The sequence below is a fragment of the Streptomyces sp. Ac-502 genome (assembly GCF_045222935.1).
GTDB lineage: Bacteria > Actinomycetota > Actinomycetes > Streptomycetales > Streptomycetaceae > Streptomyces > Streptomyces monomycini.
Genome location: NZ_JBHFFO010000012.1, coordinates 17,004 through 35,481, shown reverse-complemented (window position 1 = coordinate 35,481; position 18,478 = coordinate 17,004). Strand labels below are relative to the sequence as shown.

At 70.7% G+C, this 18,478-nt stretch carries 18 protein-coding genes and 2 pseudogenes; 13 read left to right on the top strand and 7 right to left on the bottom strand.

The features are described from left to right. Nucleotides 1-118 precede the first annotated feature (118 nt). Together ACEXOX_RS46960 and ACEXOX_RS46955 are read left to right on the top strand one after the other, a co-directional pair. Nucleotides 119-514, top strand: coding sequence for a restriction endonuclease (locus ACEXOX_RS46960; RefSeq protein ID WP_406527086.1), 396 nt, complete (start codon nucleotides 119-121; stop codon nucleotides 512-514). A gap of 345 nt (nucleotides 515-859) precedes the next feature. Continuing rightward, nucleotides 860-1,030, top strand: coding sequence for a hypothetical protein (locus tag ACEXOX_RS46955; protein ID WP_406527085.1), 171 nt, complete (start codon nucleotides 860-862; stop codon nucleotides 1,028-1,030). A 1,361-nt stretch (nucleotides 1,031-2,391) separates the two neighbouring features. Here the strand turns inward: ACEXOX_RS46955 and ACEXOX_RS46950 are convergent. Then, complete coding sequence (locus tag ACEXOX_RS46950; RefSeq protein ID WP_406527084.1) at nucleotides 2,392-2,715, bottom strand: hypothetical protein; 324 nt, start codon at nucleotides 2,713-2,715, stop codon at nucleotides 2,392-2,394. 78 nt (nucleotides 2,716-2,793) lie between these two features. Continuing rightward, nucleotides 2,794-2,991, bottom strand: coding sequence for a hypothetical protein (locus tag ACEXOX_RS46945; protein ID WP_406527083.1), 198 nt, complete (start codon nucleotides 2,989-2,991; stop codon nucleotides 2,794-2,796). A gap of 785 nt (nucleotides 2,992-3,776) precedes the next feature. Here ACEXOX_RS46945 and ACEXOX_RS46940 point away from each other — a divergent pair. From ACEXOX_RS46940 to ACEXOX_RS46920, 5 genes and pseudogenes are all read left to right on the top strand, one after another. Further along, on the top strand, nucleotides 3,777-4,589 hold the full coding sequence (locus ACEXOX_RS46940; protein WP_406527082.1) for a replication-relaxation family protein: 813 nt from the start codon (nucleotides 3,777-3,779) through the stop codon (nucleotides 4,587-4,589). A 95-nt stretch (nucleotides 4,590-4,684) separates the two neighbouring features. Further along, a pseudogene (locus ACEXOX_RS46935) lies at nucleotides 4,685-4,965 on the top strand (hypothetical protein). 430 nt (nucleotides 4,966-5,395) lie between these two features. Beyond that, nucleotides 5,396-6,883, top strand: coding sequence for a carboxylesterase/lipase family protein (locus ACEXOX_RS46930; protein WP_406527081.1), 1,488 nt, complete (start codon nucleotides 5,396-5,398; stop codon nucleotides 6,881-6,883). 482 nt (nucleotides 6,884-7,365) lie between these two features. Then, nucleotides 7,366-7,551: a hypothetical protein gene (locus ACEXOX_RS46925; protein ID WP_406527080.1), complete on the top strand. Its 186-nt coding sequence runs from the start codon at nucleotides 7,366-7,368 to the stop codon at nucleotides 7,549-7,551. A 508-nt stretch (nucleotides 7,552-8,059) separates the two neighbouring features. After that, the gene (locus ACEXOX_RS46920) at nucleotides 8,060-8,419 is read left to right on the top strand and encodes a hypothetical protein (protein WP_406527079.1); all 360 of its coding nucleotides are present in this window, start codon (nucleotides 8,060-8,062) and stop codon (nucleotides 8,417-8,419) included. Nucleotides 8,420-8,565: 146 nt separating this feature from the next. Here the strand turns inward: ACEXOX_RS46920 and ACEXOX_RS46915 are convergent, their stop codons facing one another. Then, a complete protein-coding gene (locus ACEXOX_RS46915) occupies nucleotides 8,566-8,730 on the bottom strand; it encodes a hypothetical protein (protein WP_406527078.1) in 165 nt (54 codons plus the stop codon). 86 nt (nucleotides 8,731-8,816) lie between these two features. On the opposite strand from ACEXOX_RS46915, the pseudogene ACEXOX_RS46910 reads away from it, so the two are divergent. Further along, nucleotides 8,817-9,616: pseudogene (locus ACEXOX_RS46910) on the top strand (NAD(P)/FAD-dependent oxidoreductase). A gap of 117 nt (nucleotides 9,617-9,733) precedes the next feature. Here ACEXOX_RS46910 and ACEXOX_RS46905 read toward each other — a convergent pair. The 3 genes from ACEXOX_RS46905 to ACEXOX_RS46895 all read right to left on the bottom strand — a co-directional run bounded on the left by ACEXOX_RS46905 (nucleotide 9,734) and on the right by ACEXOX_RS46895 (nucleotide 11,481). Continuing rightward, entirely contained in the window at nucleotides 9,734-9,961 is a 228-nt protein-coding gene (locus ACEXOX_RS46905) for a hypothetical protein (protein WP_406527077.1), read from the bottom strand. 160 nt (nucleotides 9,962-10,121) lie between these two features. Next, the gene (locus tag ACEXOX_RS46900; RefSeq protein ID WP_406527076.1) at nucleotides 10,122-10,826 is read right to left on the bottom strand and encodes a hypothetical protein; all 705 of its coding nucleotides are present in this window, start codon (nucleotides 10,824-10,826) and stop codon (nucleotides 10,122-10,124) included. Between the two features lie 235 nt (nucleotides 10,827-11,061). Continuing rightward, a complete protein-coding gene (locus ACEXOX_RS46895; RefSeq protein WP_406527075.1) occupies nucleotides 11,062-11,481 on the bottom strand; it encodes a peptidase inhibitor family I36 protein in 420 nt (139 codons plus the stop codon). Nucleotides 11,482-11,751: 270 nt separating this feature from the next. On the opposite strand from ACEXOX_RS46895, the gene ACEXOX_RS46890 reads away from it, so the two are divergent. The 5 genes from ACEXOX_RS46890 (at nucleotide 11,752) to ACEXOX_RS46870 (ending at nucleotide 17,736) form a co-directional block, all read left to right on the top strand. Continuing rightward, nucleotides 11,752-15,402, top strand: coding sequence for a hypothetical protein (locus ACEXOX_RS46890; protein WP_406527074.1), 3,651 nt, complete (start codon nucleotides 11,752-11,754; stop codon nucleotides 15,400-15,402). A gap of 76 nt (nucleotides 15,403-15,478) precedes the next feature. Next, complete coding sequence (locus ACEXOX_RS46885) at nucleotides 15,479-15,688, top strand: hypothetical protein (protein ID WP_406527073.1); 210 nt, start codon at nucleotides 15,479-15,481, stop codon at nucleotides 15,686-15,688. Between the two features lie 292 nt (nucleotides 15,689-15,980). Further along, nucleotides 15,981-16,457 (top strand): hypothetical protein, encoded by a 477-nt coding sequence (locus tag ACEXOX_RS46880; protein ID WP_406527072.1) that lies wholly within the window; start codon nucleotides 15,981-15,983, stop codon nucleotides 16,455-16,457. A gap of 51 nt (nucleotides 16,458-16,508) precedes the next feature. Further along, nucleotides 16,509-16,790, top strand: coding sequence for a hypothetical protein (locus ACEXOX_RS46875; RefSeq protein ID WP_406527071.1), 282 nt, complete (start codon nucleotides 16,509-16,511; stop codon nucleotides 16,788-16,790). Between the two features lie 94 nt (nucleotides 16,791-16,884). Beyond that, nucleotides 16,885-17,736 carry a hypothetical protein gene (locus tag ACEXOX_RS46870; RefSeq protein ID WP_406527070.1) on the top strand — a complete coding sequence of 284 codons (852 nt, stop codon included), beginning with the start codon at nucleotides 16,885-16,887 and terminating at the stop codon, nucleotides 17,734-17,736. A 56-nt stretch (nucleotides 17,737-17,792) separates the two neighbouring features. On the opposite strand, the gene ACEXOX_RS46865 is transcribed toward ACEXOX_RS46870, so the two are convergent. Further along, a complete protein-coding gene (locus ACEXOX_RS46865; protein ID WP_406527069.1) occupies nucleotides 17,793-18,068 on the bottom strand; it encodes a hypothetical protein in 276 nt (91 codons plus the stop codon). Nucleotides 18,069-18,478: the final 410 nt, after the last annotated feature.

The window sequence follows — 18,478 nt, the reverse complement described above, 5'->3', positions numbered from 1 at the left end:
CGACTGTTCTTGCGGATGCAATTGCAGATGTACTTGCAGCGGCAGGCGGGCAGCGAGGATATTGAGCCCTTCTGGACGGCGCGTTTCAGCACCGACATGCCCCTTGGCGGAAACCACGATGACCCCGTATCCGGCACCGGCCACGCCCGGCGTCCTCCACGAGGCGACGGCGCTCGACCGGGAGCCGTACCTGTCGCTCATCCGGGCCGTACTGGCCTGGACCGGGCCGAAGGAGACACTCCAGCCCCGTGACTACGAACAGATCGCACTGCAGCTGACCGGGCAGGCCCGCGCGGTGGCCGCCGACGTCCAGCGCCGCGCCTGCGCCCTGCCCTGGGGCAGCGGCCGGCGGGCCCTTACCGACATCGTCCTGCGCGAGACCCAGAGGCGGCTGGCCGTACCGCTGGTGGGCACCGTGCGCTGTGTCCAGAGCCGGGCCCGGCTGGTGCGCGCGCTCTACGCACGCCTGGACCGCCTCACCGAATCGCCCGCCGCAGCGTCCCAGGAGCACTAGACTCCGCCTCGGCCCGTGCCAGTGTGGAGTGTGCGGGACAGGCCCCGGTCCCCTGTGACGGGACGAGTACGGCCGGGGCCGGCCCCGCACCCCCGCCGCCAGGCCACCCACCCCGCCCAGCGTCTGCTGACACGGCGCTCCGTCCGCCTGCCCGCGTCCACCGCGTGCACCTGCAGGCATGTGACAGAGCGCCTGCTGGTTTCGTGATGTTGCCGCGGGTGTACTCGCCGTACAGGGAGTGCTTGCTCCCGCCGGCGGAGAGGACGCCATGCACTGTCACCGGTGTGGTGCCGAGGTGATCCAGGGGTCTGACGGCCGCTGGTCCTGCAACTGCGGGGCATCCGGATGACCGACCCCGCTGCTCCCGAACCGCAGCACGATGCCGCCGTGGCGCCGGCGGCGTACTTCACCTCCTCGACGTGCCCGCAGTGCCAAAGCGCCATCGACGGGCTCAACGGCCGCTTCGCCTGCGACATCTGCGGCACCACCTTCGCCCTGGAGCCAGCACCCAGCTGACGCGGCGCACGTCACCGTTGCCGTCGGCAGTAGACGGGCGGGGCAGGGCGGCAGTCCTTCGCCGGATTTGCGCGGCGGTACTGGTGCCACGGCTGCGGCCGGTCTTCTCGTCGTGGGCTGCGGTGCCCGAGGAGGCCCGCTGCACCGTCGGCCACTGCGGGCCGTGGTGCCTGCCAGGCCGCGGCCGAAGACAGGGCGGTGCGAAGCGGCGGAGCTTGGCGTGCAGTAGCGGTACCGCCTCGCCCCTGGGCGAGGACAGTGGACAGCAGACGGTGGCCGCCTGTTCGCGCCGGCGGCCACCGCGTCCCGGGCACGGCTCCTCTCCGCGTTCCGGGAGGTGTCCGCGCCGGCTTACCGGGGTGGCGGGAGTGCCCCGGTGCCGGCGGGACAGCCGGGTCCGTGCGTCCGCTGCGATGTGCGGATCCGGCGCCTGACGTGCCGCTGAGGAGTTCATGGGGCCGGCCAGTAGCTGAGGCGTGGCCAGCCTTCAGATTAGATCCGCTGGACGGGAGGTTCAACGGGGCGGGCCAGCCAGGCTTTTGCTCCGGCCGTCGGCCATTTTGGGTGTGCTGAGGAGGAAGACGAAGCCCGGTATGGCGTAGACGAAATGCGCCGTGCAGGCCGCCTGCGGCTCTGTGAGACGAGGAGAGTAGAGGAAGGACGCACCGCCCGCGCTCAGCTCCCCTCCACGGCCGGTGCAGTCCTGATCATGGGCACCGGTGCCGGGGGAAAGGCATCGGTGCCCATGGCAGCCACCTCGGCCATGTGCTGGCCCTCGCCGCCGTCGACCCCTACGTCGGGCCAGGCGCTCGCCGAGCAGATCGCCCCTCATCGGTTCCCGGCCGTCCGCAACGCGGCGACCAGCCTCTGGAGCCGGTGCACGCCTCTGGACGAAAACGCGCACCAGCTCCAGAGGCCGTGCGCATCGTCTCTCACCGTGCGCACCGCGCTCTGCGATGGATGCGCGCTCGGCAAGGGTGCGCGCGCCGTTCCGCCTCGGTGAGCGGATCGAGCTCCGCATACGCCTTCATCACCGCACGCAGCTCCTCCGCGCTCTCCATCCGCGCTCCTTCCCGGTGTGCCGTACTGCCCAGCGGACCACGGTGTCAGGCGCCCGCCCAGCCCTCGGATATGGCAGATGCGCAAGGACGCAGCGGGCCGCGGCGTGCAGCGCCGGTCGGGGAGTGTGATGCGGGCGGCCCCGGGCACCGGGGCGTCACCGGCGTCTGGCCGCCGTCCCGGGGCCGCTGTACCTCGTTCGTGTTCCCCGAGAGTGAGGCGGGCCGATCCTGCCCCGCCGCCCGCGCCACCCTGCACGGCACCGCAGGCGGTCCGGGCTGCGTACAGCGGGCAACGGGAGATCAGTCGGCTGCGGTCTTCGGAATGGGTTCGCGGTCGGTGGGCTCGCAGGTGCTGCCGTGGGCGCGGCGCAGGCCGGGCTGGGGCCACCAGTACGCCCGGTGCACGGTGCCCCGGTCGCGGCTGGTCTGGAGAGCGACCTGGTATTCGGTGCGGCCGTCGGCGTGGTCCAGGCGCGCCGTCACCGGCGCGTACTTCCACTTGCCGCCGTCGTACACGTACAGGGCCGGCCGGTCGCCGGGCGGCCAGCACCACACCCGGGGCTGGGGCCCGGCCTTGGGCCGCCACGGCGGGACCTGCTCGGGTTCCTCGATCTGCTCACTCACGCCTTTCATGATGCGCGTGAGCAGTGACAGACCGGGCGGCCGCGGTGAAGGCCCCTCTGGCCGATGTGATCCGGCGTCTCAGCGGCCACCTTGTTGACGGGAGCCGCTGCTCTTGGCTGCGGCGGACTGCGCGCGGGATGCGAAGCCGCTCTCGGCCGTACGGCTGCCCGGGTTCTTCGCGCTGGCGGACTGCACCCGCGAGGCTGCGGCCGGACTCATGCGCTGGCCACCACCGCTCTTCGACCCGCCGCCCTTTCCACTGCTGTGCTTGCCCATGATCCCTACCTCCTCTCCTTCCAGCCTCCTCGGTTCCCGGCTGCGCGCAACGCGGTGTGGGGGACCGGTGCGCGCGTTCGGCAAGGGGTGGCGCGCCGGGACCGCGCACCCTTGCCGGGCGCGCACGCTTTTCGGCAAGGGTGCGCGCGGCTCCGGCGCGGGTTGGCAAGGGTGTCGGCAAGGGGTGCTGTGATACGGCGCGGTGCGGCGCGCCCGAGGTGATCAGGTTCGGCTGGTGCGCGTGGCGCGCCCCGGCGAGCGCGCCGAACCCTTCGAAAGCGCGCCCGCCCGGTCCGGCGCGCGCACGATGCGCGGCGCGTGCGCGCACCGGGCGCGCCAGGCATTGCCGGGTGCGCGCGTCTGCTGGGGCGGGGCGCGGTCAGGACACGGGATGCGCGCCTGCTGCCGGTCCGTGCGCGCGAAAAACCGGCGGGCTGCTGGCGGGCTTCCGCTGAAGAAGCGCGGCGCTTCCGGTCACACGGGGGCGCTGGGCCGGACCTCTATAGGTCGAAAGCGCGGGTTCTGTCCGGAGCCCGCATGATCGCTGGAGGTCACCCGCGATGACGTACCACCACCACGCCCGGACGACGGCGATGGCCGACGCGCGCCCCCTTGCCGACGGCTGGCAGGCCAGTGCCGTGACCAGTGCCGCGACAGCAGCGGCGGTTACGCAGGAAACCGCAGGCCACACCCCCTGCACGGCCGCTTTCCGGCGGGCCGACACCTCTCTCCTTGTCCCTGAAGCGTCAGCGACTGGGCCAAGGTCTACTCCTACTGCTTGCCGGGTGCGTGCGGATGCTCTGCGGATGCTGGGGTGCGTGCGGATGGCGACGGTCCGGCAGATGGCCCAGGTCATCACGGCGGAAGGTTCGGACGGCCGGTCGTACGTACGCAGGGCGATGCAGCAGTTGAAGACCCAGGGCCTGGCGGAGACGAACGGCAAGCACGGCCGCGACCCGATCTGGAACCTGACCTCGGCAGGGCTGAAGGCTCTGGCCGCAGGCAACGAACTGCCGCCGCGCCCCCGCGCCGGTACCGGGGCCAGGGGCATCCGGGCCGGTTTCGGGCCGCACGGCATCGCGGTGACCGAGACGATCCTCGCCTACGGCGGCCGCCACCATCTGACCAGTTGGCAGGTGGAGGTCAACCACGCCATCAAGGCCATCGGCCTGCGCTTCAGCACCGACGCCGTCCTCACCCTGCCCACGGCCACCAGCGAGGCGAGCCTGTTCGAGGTGGACAACGGCACCATGAGCCGCGCCCGCCTGGCGAAGGAGGTCTGGGACTACGAGCGCTACGCCGGCCACCGCATCTGGGAAGGCGCCCGCGGCACCATTGGCCGCTCGTACGACTTCTGGTCCCGCCACCGCTACACCCGCAGCCGCCTCTTCCCGACCCTGCACGTCGTCCTGACCGGCCTGCCCGAACACCTCCTCCAACGCCGCCTGGAAGCTCTCGCCCGCGACGTCGAGGGCATCACCATCGCCGTGCTGGCCACCACGCTGCCGCGCCTCAAGCGCGGCGAGCCGTGGTACGCACTCGCCGTCGACGACGACCACCGTCGGCGCGCCCGCTACCCGCAGATGCTCAGCCACTGACCGGGGCGGCCGCCCGAAGGCGACAGCCCGGCCCACCATGCGCTGACCCGGCGAAGGCCGCCCGCGTTGTCGGTGGTGGCTGGGAGCCTGGCCTTATGGACAGGGACAGGGATGAGGAGTTGCTGCGGGGCCGGGTCTACGGCTCGGACTTCGACGGCCTGCACCCGGGTCCGCGGCCGGGCCGTACGTACGCGGAGCTGGTGGGCGGGCCGCTGGACGGCCTGCTGCTCGATATCACCAGCTGGACGCCGCAGGAGATCACTACGGGCGCCGCGCTGATGACGGAGGTCGGGCAGTTCGGGCCGGCGGGTGGGCGCTGTACGAACTCAGGCCGGGAGACGCGAGCCGGTGGGACTGGGACGGTGACATTCCCTGAAAACCGGGTCGCCGTCGGGAGGAGGGCAGCGGCTGCGGCGCGGCTCCGTCCTACGCATCGTGGCGCTGAGCGGCGCAGCGCGGTACATGTACCGGTATGGGCTTACGGCGAGTCCGATGGGCCGCGGTGGTGGCGCGGGCGCGGCAGAGCGCGAACGGCTACGGGCCGGAAAATTGCACGCTGCGCCAGCTGTTGTGCGGGGAGGAAGGAGCGTCCTTCGCAGAGCGCTGTAGTTCGCGCGGTCTGCGAGGAAGCACCGGCCGATGGGGCGCATGAGCTGGGAGGTTTGTGCACGCCGGGTGTGAGGGGTGCTCGAAAATTGAGTTGTCTGCCCCCCGGCCGCCTGGTGAGGATGTTCGGGACAGCGCACGACATCGAGAGGCACCATGCACGTCACCGTCCCCACCTCGGCAGGCCGTATACGCGGACAGTGGAAGGGGAAGTGGCGGCGTTTATGGGCGTCTCCTACGCGGCACCGCCGTTCGGGCCGCGGCGTCTGAGGCCGCCCGTGCCGCCGGAGCCGTGGACCGGGGTGCGCGACGCGTTCGTCCCGGGACCCACCGCGCCCCAGCCGGGATATCTCCCCGCGATGGCCGGTCTGCTGGAAGAAGCGGCGGCGCCGGGGGAGGACTGCCTGAACCTCAACGTGTGGACGCCGGCCCCGGGCCGCACCGGAAGACGGCTTCCGGTCATGGTGTGGATCCACGGCGGCGCGTTCCGCAACGGCTCCGGTTCACTGCCCTCTTATGACGGTACGCGGCTCGCCGCCGAAGGCGTCGTCTGCGTCACTTTGAACTACCGGCTCGGCGCGGAGGGGTTCCTCCTGCTGCCCGACAGCACATCCAACCTCGGCCTTCTCGACCAGGTCGCCGCGCTGGAATGGGCCCGCGACAACATCGCGGAGTTCGGTGGCGACCCTGACAACGTCACTGTCTTCGGCCAGTCCGCGGGAGCCATCAGCATCACCGCGCTCATGACCATGCCCCGGGCGCGGGGCTTGTTCCGCCGGGCGATCACGCAGAGCGGCGCCGGCCACCACAGCCACCCCGAGCACATCGCCCGACGCGTCACCGAGCGGCTGGCCGCCCTTGCCGGGGCGAAGCCGACCCGCGAGAGTCTGGCCGAGGTGCCGCCCGAGCGGCTCATCGCCGCCGACGCGGCCCTGGGACAGGAGATCGCGCAAGCGGCTGCTCCCGAGCAGTGGGGCGAGTCGGCAGGCGGTGGAACCACCGTGCTGCCTGTCGTCGACGGCGCCACCTTGCCGCAACGGCCGATCGACGCACTCGCCGGTGGAGCGGGCCATGACGTCGATCTGCTCACCGGGACGACGAGCGAGGAATTCCGCCTCTTCCTCGTGCCGCTGGGGATCGGCCCGCGGATCACGGACCAGGTGCTGCAGGGGTTCCTCGCCGGTCTCGGCCTCGATCCGGCCGAAGCACGCAAGGTCTACGCGCGCTCCGGGGCTGCTCCGGGCGACCTGCTGTCCGCGGCCTTGAGCGACCATGCGTACCGGATCCCCGCTTTCCGCGTGGCCGAGGCGCGCGCCGCGCACGGTGCGCAGACCTTCGTGTACGAGTTCGCCTGGCCCTCGCCCGCTCTCGGGGGAGCCCTCGGCGCCTGCCACATGGCGGAGATCGGCTTCGTCTTCGGCACGCTCGACAATCCGCTCGCCGGTCCCGACGCGCCGCGGGAACTCTCCGCTCACATGCGGGCGGCTTGGACTTCCTTCGCCCGTACCGGCCGTCCTACTGGCACGGGCACTCCTGGCGGCGGGCTGCCGCACTGGCCGGCCTACGCCGGAGGGCGCTCCGTGATGCGTCTGGGCGGCGCGGGCGCACCCCTCGTGCTTGAGGACCCTGCCGCGGAGGAGCGCGAGCTGTGGCGCGGTCTGCGCGAGGCCGTGCCGGGTGGCGCCTGACCGACGCCCGTCCGCTGCTCCCGGCGCGCTTGGGCCGGGAGCAGCCCGTACCCATCAGTGCCTCCCTGGGCGCTAGGGTTCGCATTCAAACTGGACTTGCCCAGAGCAGGAACGATGCGAGGGTGACCGCCGCTTCGTAGGAAGTGGCGGTCTTTTCGTATCTGGTGGCGATCCCGCGGAAGCCCTTGAGCCGGTTGAAGCAGCGCTCCAGGTCGAATCGGCGCAGGTAGCAGGACCAGGAAGCCGACGTCGTCCGGGCTGACGCCGATCGCGGAGGACCAGCCGGACCGGCGGGGCGTCGCGGTCGCCGGGCAGGTGATCGAAGTTGAGCCGGATCAGCGTGCCCTCGATGACGGGCAGCTCGCTGTCGTGGTCGATCCACGCGGACCGCTGCTGCAACCGGGGGCCCGGCGTCGCCGTGACCGTTCGGGCACCTGGTCCAGCAGCCCCACGTGGTCAGTGGTTGCGCGCCGTATCCGATCGTGCAGCCCCTTGAGGACCAGGATTACACCGTCCTCGATCCTCCGCCGCCGGAGAAGCGCACCCGCTGGCGCGTCGATGTGGCGCGGGACGGGCGGCGCCTGGTGCACCGCCTGGACTGCGCCGCCGGATCGGAGGGCGGCAGCCTGGCCACCGACGCGGACGCCCTGCGGCTGTTGGCGCAGTGACCGGAGGTGGCCACCACGTGCGCGATCTGCCGCCCGGAGGCGGTGCTGCGTACGCTGCCTCCGCCTGCGGACGACTCGTTCTGAGAGCCGGGTGAGTGAGCGAGTCGGCCACACCCGGTGGCTCCGCGGGGCAGCGGCGGCAGCCGTGCGAGGCAGCACCGCTTCCGCGTTATGCCGGGGGCCGGCACCGGGATAACGGCAAGAAGACGCCCGGAAGAAGAGGCACGTCTTGGGCGGTAGAGCGCAGTCTGGCGTGGCTGCTTCATGCACGCCGGAACGTGCGCGACTACGAAACCTTTCCTGAGCATTCCGAGGCGATGCTCACCCTCGCGGCCATCACGCTCATGACCCGACGTCTCACCCGACCTGCGGCCTACCCTGACGCGGCGCGGCCACGACCAGCCGAGACCGTCTATGGTGCATGAACGGTGAGCTTGGCGGCCTTGGAGCTCGAAGTGGTTCGGCCCCCTGCAACGGGATTGTCAGTGCAGCCCAGCACAATGTGCGAATGATCTATGACCTGGCAGTTTGGGAAGGCCCGCGCCCCTCCGACGACACGATGGCAGGCGACGTCTTCGACGCCCTTCATGCCGCATGCATGGGGCAGAGCATCCCGCCCACCGATCTCATCAGACGATTCGTCGGTGACCTGCTGGAGCGCTGGCCCGACCTCGGCCAGAACGATGAAGAAGACGATGACGCCATCCCTTGGTCCGCCGGACCATTGATCAGCGAAGCCAGCGGTCCGCTGATCTACTTCGGCATGGTCTTCAGCAAGTACGAGGAGGCCGCGGACTTTGCCGTGGAGCGGGCTCGGGCACTCGGCCTCGTCTGCTTCGACCCCCAGGACTGGCGTCTCCTCACCTGAGCACGACGAGTACATAGCTCTATCGATGGGCTTCACCAATCAGCGGGCCCCGCACGGACTTGACCGGCAGGTTCAAAGATGGATTCTGAGGCGGATTGCCCGGGCGGGCGAAGCTTGTGGCGCTCCGCCCGTCCTGGCAGCAGCACTCACGCCGGGGTGCCCGCCTTGGCTTTGGCCAGGGCGGCGAGCGGAGAGCGCCGGCCTTTGCCGACGGTGCGCAGTTGCTCCCAGTCGGCCTCGGGGTGGGCGCCGACGCCGGACCGAGGCAGGCCGTGACGGTGCCGCAGAGGATGCAGCCGCGCTTGTCGCACGTGACGCGGCTCACTTGGTCTGGCCGTCACAGACACCAGACCGCCTGCCTCCCGTGTGTGAAGCGAAGACACAACGGGAGGTACAGATGAAGGTCCTGGTGGTGGGAGCCGGCTATGCGGGGACGATCGCGGCGAACAGGCTGGCCAGGAGGGTGAAGGCGGCGGACACCACGGTGATCAATCCCCGGCCCGACTTCGTCGAGCGGGTGCGGCTGCACGAGCAGGTCGCCGGGACCGGAGCCGCGGCGGTTCCGCTGGCGTCCATGCTGGGCGAAGGGATCGCGACGCGGGTGGGCACCGTCGACAAGATCGGCGACAGGCAGGCGATGCTCCGCGACGGGCAGCGCCTGGATTTCGACCGCCTGTTCCTCGCGGTGAGCAGCACGGCCGCACCCCTGCCGGGCACCGTTGCGTCGGGGACTTGGGAGGGGCGCAGGAGGCGCGGGCCGCGCTGGCCGTGTTGCCCGGCGGCGCAGCGGTCACCGTCATCGGCGGCGGGCTGACAGGCATCGAGACCGTGTCCGAGATCGCCTTCGGCCGCCCCGACCTGCGGGTGCGGCTCGTGGGACAGACGATCGCCGCGAGCCTTTCGCCCGGCGCCCGGCAGCGCATACGCAGTGGCCTGGACCGCTTGAACGTGGAGGTCGTGGAGGACGGCGTCGAGCGGATCGATGCCGGCGGCGGGCAAGGCGCCGCCGCCGTGGTGCGCCTGCACACCCGCTCGCCGTTGACGTCCGCCCTCACGCTGTGGGCGGTCATCGGTACCGTGCCCGACCTTGCCGCCTGCAGTGGTCTTGAGGTGGATGAGGAGGGGCGTGCGGTGGTCGATGCATACCTGCGCAGCGTGAGCGACCCACGGATCTTCGTGGTCGGAAGTCGGGCATGAGAGCTTGCCTGCAGGCCGTCAGCAGGCACCGATCACAGGGCTGGGGCAGTTCTTCGCAGAGGAGAGACCAGTTCGGGGCCCGAGTCGACCTCTTCAGATAGGCAACAAGCTCAGCCCTCACCGCGGCGGCCCGCCCTCAACGAACGGGCCGCCGCCCGCGACGTGTTCTGGCTCTGGCGCCTGCGTCTCACCCAGCTCGGTGCGGACGTCGGCGTGGTCCAGGCGCGCCGTCACCGGCGTGTACTTCCAGGTGCCGCCGTCGTAGACGTAGTCGACCGACAGTACGGCGGTGTCCGCGATCGACGGGAACAACAGCCTCTTCAGCCGGAGTGCGCCCTCTTTCATGGCTGGACTTTCGGCCCACCACGCCGGTGACGTCGGGCGGCTTCCGAAGCTGGCCCGAGACGCTCACCTGTCATGCACGGTGACGACGTCACGAAAGCTGTGTCAGAGTCTGGAATCTGGCAGCGGGGCTACCTCTGCTCCAAGATGGTGCGGGCGGCTCTCAGCCAGGCTTTGTTGGTGGCTGCGAGCGCGCGGAAGTCGGCGGCATGGGCGGTGATGACTTGTCTCTGAAGCCGGCTTTCGACGTCTTTCCAGATGTGCACGAGCCGGGTGTGATCTTTGCAGCGTACGTCCACACGGGCCACGTGCCGTTCGTGCGCAGTGGGGCGGTTGGTCTTGGCCCAACGGCTGTCGCTGGCCGCGTCAAGGGGGCGGTATAAGGGAATCCATGCTGCCGCATGCAGGCACTCCAGGCACGGACGGCTTGTTTCACTTCCGGGGCCCGCTCGGAACGGTCGAACACCTCGGTGATGCGCACGTTGTACTCGCTGTGGCCCGACCGGGGCACTGCCTGCAGCAGCTCCGCATTCGCCGCCCGTGAGCAGCCGCCGTCCCCGTCCTTGCCGTAGGCCGCGTACCGTTCGCGCGGGGTCATTCTTTTCAGCCGGGCGTCCCAGTCGGCATCGCGCTGTGCGGTGGCCGGGTCTTGCGGAGGGCGGTGGTAGCCGAAGCGGTCGGCGATCGCAGGTTCGATGAGTCCGTAGCGGTGACGGTTGGGCGCATCCGCTTCGTTCTGATCCGGCGGGGACAAGAGCGTGAAGGGCAGCTTCTGCCTTTGCATGCAGTCCCGCAGCAGCACGTCCTCGGCGGATTCGATGATGAGGTTCTCGGTGTTGGACATTTCGTAAGCGTCGAAGGGCAGCACCAGCTCTCTCGCCACCTTGCTCGCAGCGGGCGGCGCGAGAGGGTTTCCGCCGTCTGTGCCCGGCTGCGCAGTAGTCGCGCAGCCGGTGGCTATGAGTGCGGCGGTTAGGCCGAGCAGCAACGCGGCAGCGGTCCGAGCATGTCGGTGCAAGAGGGCTCCCAGGTGATCGGGTTACGTCGCGAGCACGGGTGTGCTCCCGGCATGCAGTTGCCGGGACCACACCCGTGAGAGGCGATTAGTGGAAGATGACGCAGCTCGTCTTGTCGTTCATCTTGCCCAGCTTCTTCTGCTCACTGTGCGCGGGGATCTTGATGTGCGGGCCATTGCAGTCCTTGCCGCTGCGGTCCCACAACGTGACGGAGCGCGAGGTCTTGTTCTGTACGGAACTCACGGCGTTGTCCGCATTGCCGCCAGCCCACCCGTTGTTCTTGAGCTTCTTGTCCGTCTTGGAGAGCGCGATGTGGGCACCCTTGAAATACGTGTGCTTGTACAGGTGCAGCTTCCCCTTCGCGAGCTGCACCCCCGTGGCGTCACCGGAGCCGGACTGCGCCTGGCGAGTCTGCGCGACGCCCTCGGAACTGTCGGCGACCGCGGGAACGACCGCCCCAGATGTGAGCGTGACGATACCGATGCCCAGCGCGGCTATACGGCCCATACGCATGATGATCCCTTTCGATGATGGTGTAGCTGCGGTGTGTTCGGCACTTCTGTGCAGACCCGGGCCGCTCTCGTGGGGAGTGCCGGTCCAGGTCGTGCCCTAGTGATCTCAGCGGCCGGATGGTTGTCTCGCATCCCCTGTTTGTACTGGTAGACAACGCGACGGCGAACCGATTGGGGGACCAGGGTTGGCCCGCGGGCGTCTTGTGGCGCTGTGGCGGCCGTGCTGAGGTGGACGGTCTCAGATGAACGGGGAGGCTGGACTGCAGTGGGGCGACGTGAAAAGCCGATCGATCCGGGTGCGGGGCCGGTGCAGCGGTTCGCCTTCGCATTGCGCAAGCTGCGGGAAGAGGCCGGCGGTCCGACCTACCGAGCGATGGCCCAAAAGGCGGGATATTCGACCGCCGCGCTGTCCCGCGCGGCGGCGGGCGAGGCACTGCCGTCACTGTCGCTGACGCTGGCCTATGTGCAGGCGTGCGGCGGAAACCCGCAAGAATGGGAGCAGCGGTGGCAGGAGGTGCGCGATGAAGAGGCTCACCTGCCCCGCGACCCGGACGAGGAGGCGGCGGAACCGCCCTACCGTGGTTTGGCCCGGTTCGAACCCGGCGACCACGCACGGTTCTTCGGCCGCACCCACCTCACGGACGAACTCACCGACCTGACCTCTGAACACCGGTGCGTCCTGGTGGTCGGCCCCTCGGGCAGTGGGAAGTCCTCGCTCTTACGCGCCGGGCTCATCCCCCGCCTGCGAAACACAACGGACCCGGCGCGGCGCCCGGCAGCGATCCGTATCCTCACTCCCGGTCCCCGGCCGGTGCACGAGCACCGCAAACTGTTCACCCCGGCCGCGGGATCGGGAGACACCTGGCTGGTGGTGGACCAGTTCGAAGAGGTCTTCACCCTCTGCCAGGAGCCGAGGGAGCGGCAGGAGTTCATCGGCCTGCTGCTGTCGGCCCGGGCCCCCGGCAGCAGGCTGCGGGTGGTGGCAGGAGTGCGGGCGGACTTCTACGCCCGCTGTCTGCAGCACGAGGGCCTGGCCGCGGTCATTCGGGAGGCGAGTCTGCCCGTCGGCCCGATGACACCAGACGAACTGCGTGCGGTGATCGTCAAACCCGCGGCCGCCGCAGGGCTGATCGTGGAGCGGACGCTGACCGCCCGCCTCGTCGAGGAGGCCGGGCAGGAGCCCGGCGGCCTGCCACTGCTGTCGCACACGCTGCTGGAGACCTGGCGCAGGCGCCGCGGCCGCGCCCTGACGCTGGAGGGTTACCAGGCCGCCGGCGGCATCCACGGCGCCATCGCCCAGACGGCCGAGGACTTCTACTCCCGGCTCACACCGCCCCAGGCGGAGGCCGCCCGGCACATACTGCTGCGCCTGATCACCCCGGGAGAGGGCGCCCCGGACACCCGCCGCCCCATCGACCGGACCGAGCTCGCCACTGCACACTGCGCGGCCCCGGGCGATGGACCCGCCCCGGGCGCGGCCCCGGACGCCGTGCTGCAGCAACTGGCTCGTGCCCGGCTGGTCACCCTGGACGACACCACCGTCGACCTCGCGCACGAAGCACTGATCACCGCATGGCCCCGGCTGCACCAATGGATCGAGGACAATCGCGAGCGCCTGCGGCACCACCGGCGCCTGACCGATGCCAGCCGCAACTGGCACCAACGCCGCCGCGACAGCGGGGCGCTGCTGCGCGGCACCGCGCTCGCAGAGGCCCAGGACGCCTTTCACACTCCCGCACAGCAGGCAGAACTGTCCGCGCTGGAAAGGAGCTTCCTGCACCAGTCCGTCCGCGCCGCCCGGCGGCGCGCCCGTCGCAGCCGTCAGTTCACGGCAGCCGTCAGTGTGCTGCTGGTCCTCGCGGTGGCCGCAACAGCGGTGGCCGTACGCAAGTCGTCAGTGGCGGACGCACAACAGCGGCTGGCCTCCTCGCGCCAACTCGCCGACCGAGCTCTACGGCTGAGCGGTTCATCCCCCGAGGCTGCCATGCTCCTCGCCCTGAACGGGTACCGCCAGGCCCCCACAGCAGAAGCGCGGGGCGGGCTGCTCAGCGCCTACGCCCGCTTCTACGCCAACCAGTTCACCAGCCACAGCCTGCCGGTGAGCAGCACGGCCTTCTCACGCGACGGCCGCACCCTGGTCACGGCCAGCATCGACCACAGCGTCAAGCTGTGGGACACCCGCTCCCATCGCCTCCTGGCGACCCTGACCGGCCACACTGACCTGGTCAACACGGTGGCGTTCTCCCCGGACGGCTACACCCTGGCAAGCGCCGGCAACGACCGCAGCGTCAAGCTGTGGGACACCCGCTCCCACCGCCTCCTGGCGACCCTGACCGGCCACACGAACACGGTCGAAGACGTCGCGTTCTCGCCCGACGGCCAGGAACTGGCCAGCGCCGCCAGCGATCGCACGGTCCGCCTGTGGAACGTGCGCACTCACCGGGAACGCGCCGCTCTGACCGGGCACACCGACGCAGTGATGCGGCTGGCCTACTCGCCGGACGGCCGCACCTTGGCCAGCGCTGACATGGGCCGCACCACCCGCCTGTGGAACACCTCCACCCACAAACCCTTGGCCGAGCTGGCCGGAGACACCGGCGCGGTCAACGCCGTGGCCTTCGCTCCCAACGGCCGCACACTTGCCACGGGAAGCACCGACCACAGGATCAAGCTGTGGGACGTACGTTCCCGCCGCCTGTTCGCGACGCTGACCGGCCACAGCGACGAGATACAGGAGGTGGCGTTCTCACCGGACGGCCGCACGCTGGCCAGTGCGAGCCTTGACGGCACCGTACGGTTGTGGCGCCCGCGAGCACGCACCGTGCTGGCCACGCTGACCGTGGCACAACCCGTCTACGCCCTCGCGTTCTCGCCCGACGGCCACAGCCTTGCGTCCACGGGCAAAGGCTCCACTGCCCTCCTGTGGGACGTGGCGAGGCGCCGCCCCGTCACGCTGACCGGGCGCACCGGCACCACCACTGCCGACACGTCCTTCGCGGACCGCCACTTCTTTCTGACCGTCGATCACGACAACCTGGTGACCCGCTGGTCCACGACTCCACCACGTACCGATCCGCCGTCCCCGCGCCGCCCTCAGCCCGCCAAAGCGAGGGTGGCCAGCGCAGACGGCCGGACGCTGGCCACGGTCGGCAATGATGGAGTCATACGCGTGCAGAACCTGGCGACAGGCAAGCTCCTCGCGGCACTGCCCCGGGCCACGGCCGCCACCACCACGTGGCAGCTGTCGATGACGCCTGACGGGCACACTCTGGCCGCCGCCGGCAACGATGGCACCATCCGGGTATGGGACGTCGACGCCGGTGTCCAGCAGCCCACCGCGGTCCTGCACGCACCCGTCTCGGTGCTTGGCCTGGCCCTGCGGCCTGACGGCCGCGCTCTGGCCGCCGTCAGCGCCGACGGCACCACACGGCTGTGGACCATCGGCTCCGAGCAGACCCGCACACCTCTGCCCGGTCCCAAAGATGCGACCAGGATCCTGTCCTTCAGCCCGGACGGCCGCACCCTGGCTGTCGGCAACACCAGCAACAGTGTGCGGCTATGGGATGCCGCCACCCGCCGCGTCACGGCCACGCTCAGCACAAACGACGGCCTGACGCGCGCGATGGCCTTCAGCCCCGACAGCTCCACCCTCGCCACCACGGCCACCGACGGCACCATCCGACTGTGGGACACCCGCACCCGCCGCCTGCGCGCCACCCTCACCGGTGCCGAGGCCGGCAGCAGCATCCACTTCTCCCCGACCGGACGCGCGCTGGCGACCATCACGGCCCCCGGCACCACCCACCTCTGGAGCACCGACGCCGAATACGTCGCGACACGCGTGTGCCGCCTCAGCACGCTCCATCACTGGTCCAGGCTCCTGCCGCACCAGCCGGTGCAGGACCTGTGCCCCTGAGCTTGTCCGTAACCTCTGGCCCGGCAGCCGGTTGCCTAATCCACCTCTGCGGCCCCAGCGGGCGACACCTACCGCGGTGATCTCCACTCGGACACCACCGCCCGGTTCATCGAGGCCTCGCCGGGCCGCCAGGCCCTGGGCATGCAGGACCACGGCCGGTACCCGCTGTTGGCTGGTCTGCCCGAATGTCCAGCGCCACCTTCAGGCCCTCGCCCGTGACGTCGAGGGCATCACCATCGCGGTGCTGGCCACCATGCTGCCGTGCCTGAAGCGCGGCGAGCCGTGAACGAACTAGCCGTCGACGGCCACCGCCGCCGGCGTACCCGCTACCCGCAGATGTTCAGCCGCTGACTGGGTCGGCCGCCCCGGCGCCGTAGGGCGGGCGGCCGACCGGCTGCAAGGTGATGGCTGCTGGATTATCGACTGGATCTGTGCTCCGCGTCGCGAGGAGCGCCTCACCCAGTGGGCCGTCGGCGAACTACCCGGCAGAGCCCTCCTGCCCGATCCCAGTGAACCCGTCGTACGGTCAGGCGCCTGCTGATGTACTGACTCCCTCAATCTCACGAGAGGAGCTGTGCGTGACCTACAGCAGGGGCTACACGGTGGAGGGGCGGGGCGCCTGGTCCCGCTGGACCTGCGAACGGCCAGGCTGCGGGCAGACCGGTACGACACGCGGCGACCAGCACGACGACCTCGCCGCCGTCCACGGCGCCCGCCACCAGCAGGAAGCCCACCACGAAGCCCTCGTCAACGACGCCGTCGCCGCGCTCACCGACGCCCGGGAGGTGCTGCGCCTGCTGCCGGGTGTGGTCACCGACGTCGACACCGACACCTACCGCGGTGCGGCGTGCGTGACACCCGAGGCCGCGGCGCAGGCCTTGTCCGTGTGGGGCGATCAGCTCATGGCCCTGCTGCCGGAGCCGGCCGACCGCGGCGAACGCCTGAGCTGGCAGTGGGCCCGCGACCGCGGACGCGACGCCGTGTGCCAGCACGATCAGCGCCAACCCGTACCAACCCTGGACCTGGAGACGGGCCGGTCCACCGTCGTTCGCTGACCGGGGTGAAGGCCGCCCAGGTGGTCGGTGGGTGCTGGGAGCCTGGCTGCTATGGACAGGGACAGGGATGAGGAGCTGCTGCGCGGCCGGGTCTACGCCACGGACTTCGACGATCCGCACCCAGGCCCGCGGCCGGGCCGGACGTACGCGGAGCTGGTGGGCGGGCCGCTGGACGGACTGCTGCTCGACATCACCGGCTGGACAACGGAGGAGATCACCACGGGCGCCGCGCTGATGACGGAGCTCGGACAGTTCGGCGCCGGCGGCCGGGCGCTGTACGAGCCCCGGCCGGGAGATACCGGCCGGTGGGACTGGGACGGCGACGTCCCCTAAGAACCGGACTGCCGCGGGAGGCACGCAGCGGCTGCGGCGCGGCCCCGCCCGACGCACCATGGCGCTGAGCGGTGTGGCGCGGTACATGTACCGCATGACGGGGCAGCGAGTGCGGTGGCCGGCCGTCGTGGACCGGGCACGACAGATCGTGGATGGGTACGCGCCGTTGAAGGTGACGTTGCGGCAAGTGATGTACCGCCTGGTCTCCACGGGGGTGCTGCCGCACACGGCGCCGATGTACCGGCGGCTGTCCGCGCGGCTGGCGCAGACCCGCCGCGAGGGCCGCTTCCCCGACCTGATCGACACCGTCCGCGACGTCCACGTACCGGAAAGCTGGCCGGACGCGGACACGTTCGTACGCAAGATGCCGGAGTGGTTCCGTCTGGATCGCACTGCGGGCCAGCAGCATGCCCTGTACGTCGCGGCGGAGAAAGATACTCTCCGACAGCAGTTGACCGGCTGGCTCGCCGAGTACGGCATTCCCGTCCTGGTGGTGCGCGGCTTCGGCTCCCAGTCCTACGCCGATGTCGTCCGCCGCCGCACCGCCCTTGACCCCCGCGCAGCGCATCTGGCTTACCTCGGGGACCTGGACGCCTCGGGCATGGACATCGAACGCGACTGGGTCCAGCGCACCGGGTGCTTTGGCCGGGTCACCCGCGTGCTGCTCACGTATGAGCAGGTGCGCGCGTACGGACTGCCGGCGACTGAGGGCAAGCGCGGCGACCCGCGCTGGCCGTCCTTCGCCCGCCGCTACGACCTCGATCCCGCGCGCCCGGTGCAGTGGGAGGTCGAGGCCCTCGAACCGCACGAGCTGCAACGCCTGGTCCTCGCCGCCGTCGCCCCCTACATCGACCGCCAGGTGCTCGCCGAGCAGATCGCCCGCGAGGAAGCCCAGCGCCGCGCCCTGGCCGACTTCCTCGGCGGCTGGGGCACGGCGAGCGGGTAGTGCTCGCGTTGCTGGCCCGCCGGGTGTGCGGTCGGGCCGGCAACGCCGTCGTCAGGTCACCGGCGGCGGAGAAGATCCCGGATGCCGAGGCTTCCTGCGAATGCGCTGACCTTGTCGAGCACTTCGAGGAAGGGGGTGTCGGACAGCACGCAGATGACGGCGACGAAGAGCGCGACGGCGGCGAGGGTTCCCAGCGTGCCGAAGAAGTGCTTGCTGAAGAGGCGTACGCCCTGCCAGGTGCGGGCGCGTAGCCGGGCGGCGATCCGGCGGTGGCGAGGTATGCGGGGGCAGGGCGGCTGGGACTGGGCAGGGGTGGGTTCGGACTGGGACATGGGTGCACTCCTCGGCGCGAGCGACGGGCGGTGGTGGGCGGCGAACAGCTGGGCTGTCGCGTCCGCGGGGGTTCGCCGCGCGGTCGGCTGGCGTCTGGGCGTGCTGCCAGAACGCGTCTCGGAGGCGGGCTGTCGGGCCCCGGCTCCGGTCGGTGCTTCCACGGTAGGTGGAGTCGGCGTCGGTGTTGCCCCGGGCTCGTCCTGACGGCCGGTCACGTGTACCTCCAGGGCATTGATCGTTTACGTGTGGGCGGAAGAGTGCAGTGGCGCCGACGCTTGTGTCTCGTCCTCGGCCCGCACCTCCGGCCACTGCTTGAGCGGGCCTCGGTGGCGGGCGGACAGCAGCGGCCGGTGACGTTCATGGAGAAGGCCCGGGCCGAGAGGTCCGGGCCTTGCTGCGAGGTGGTGTC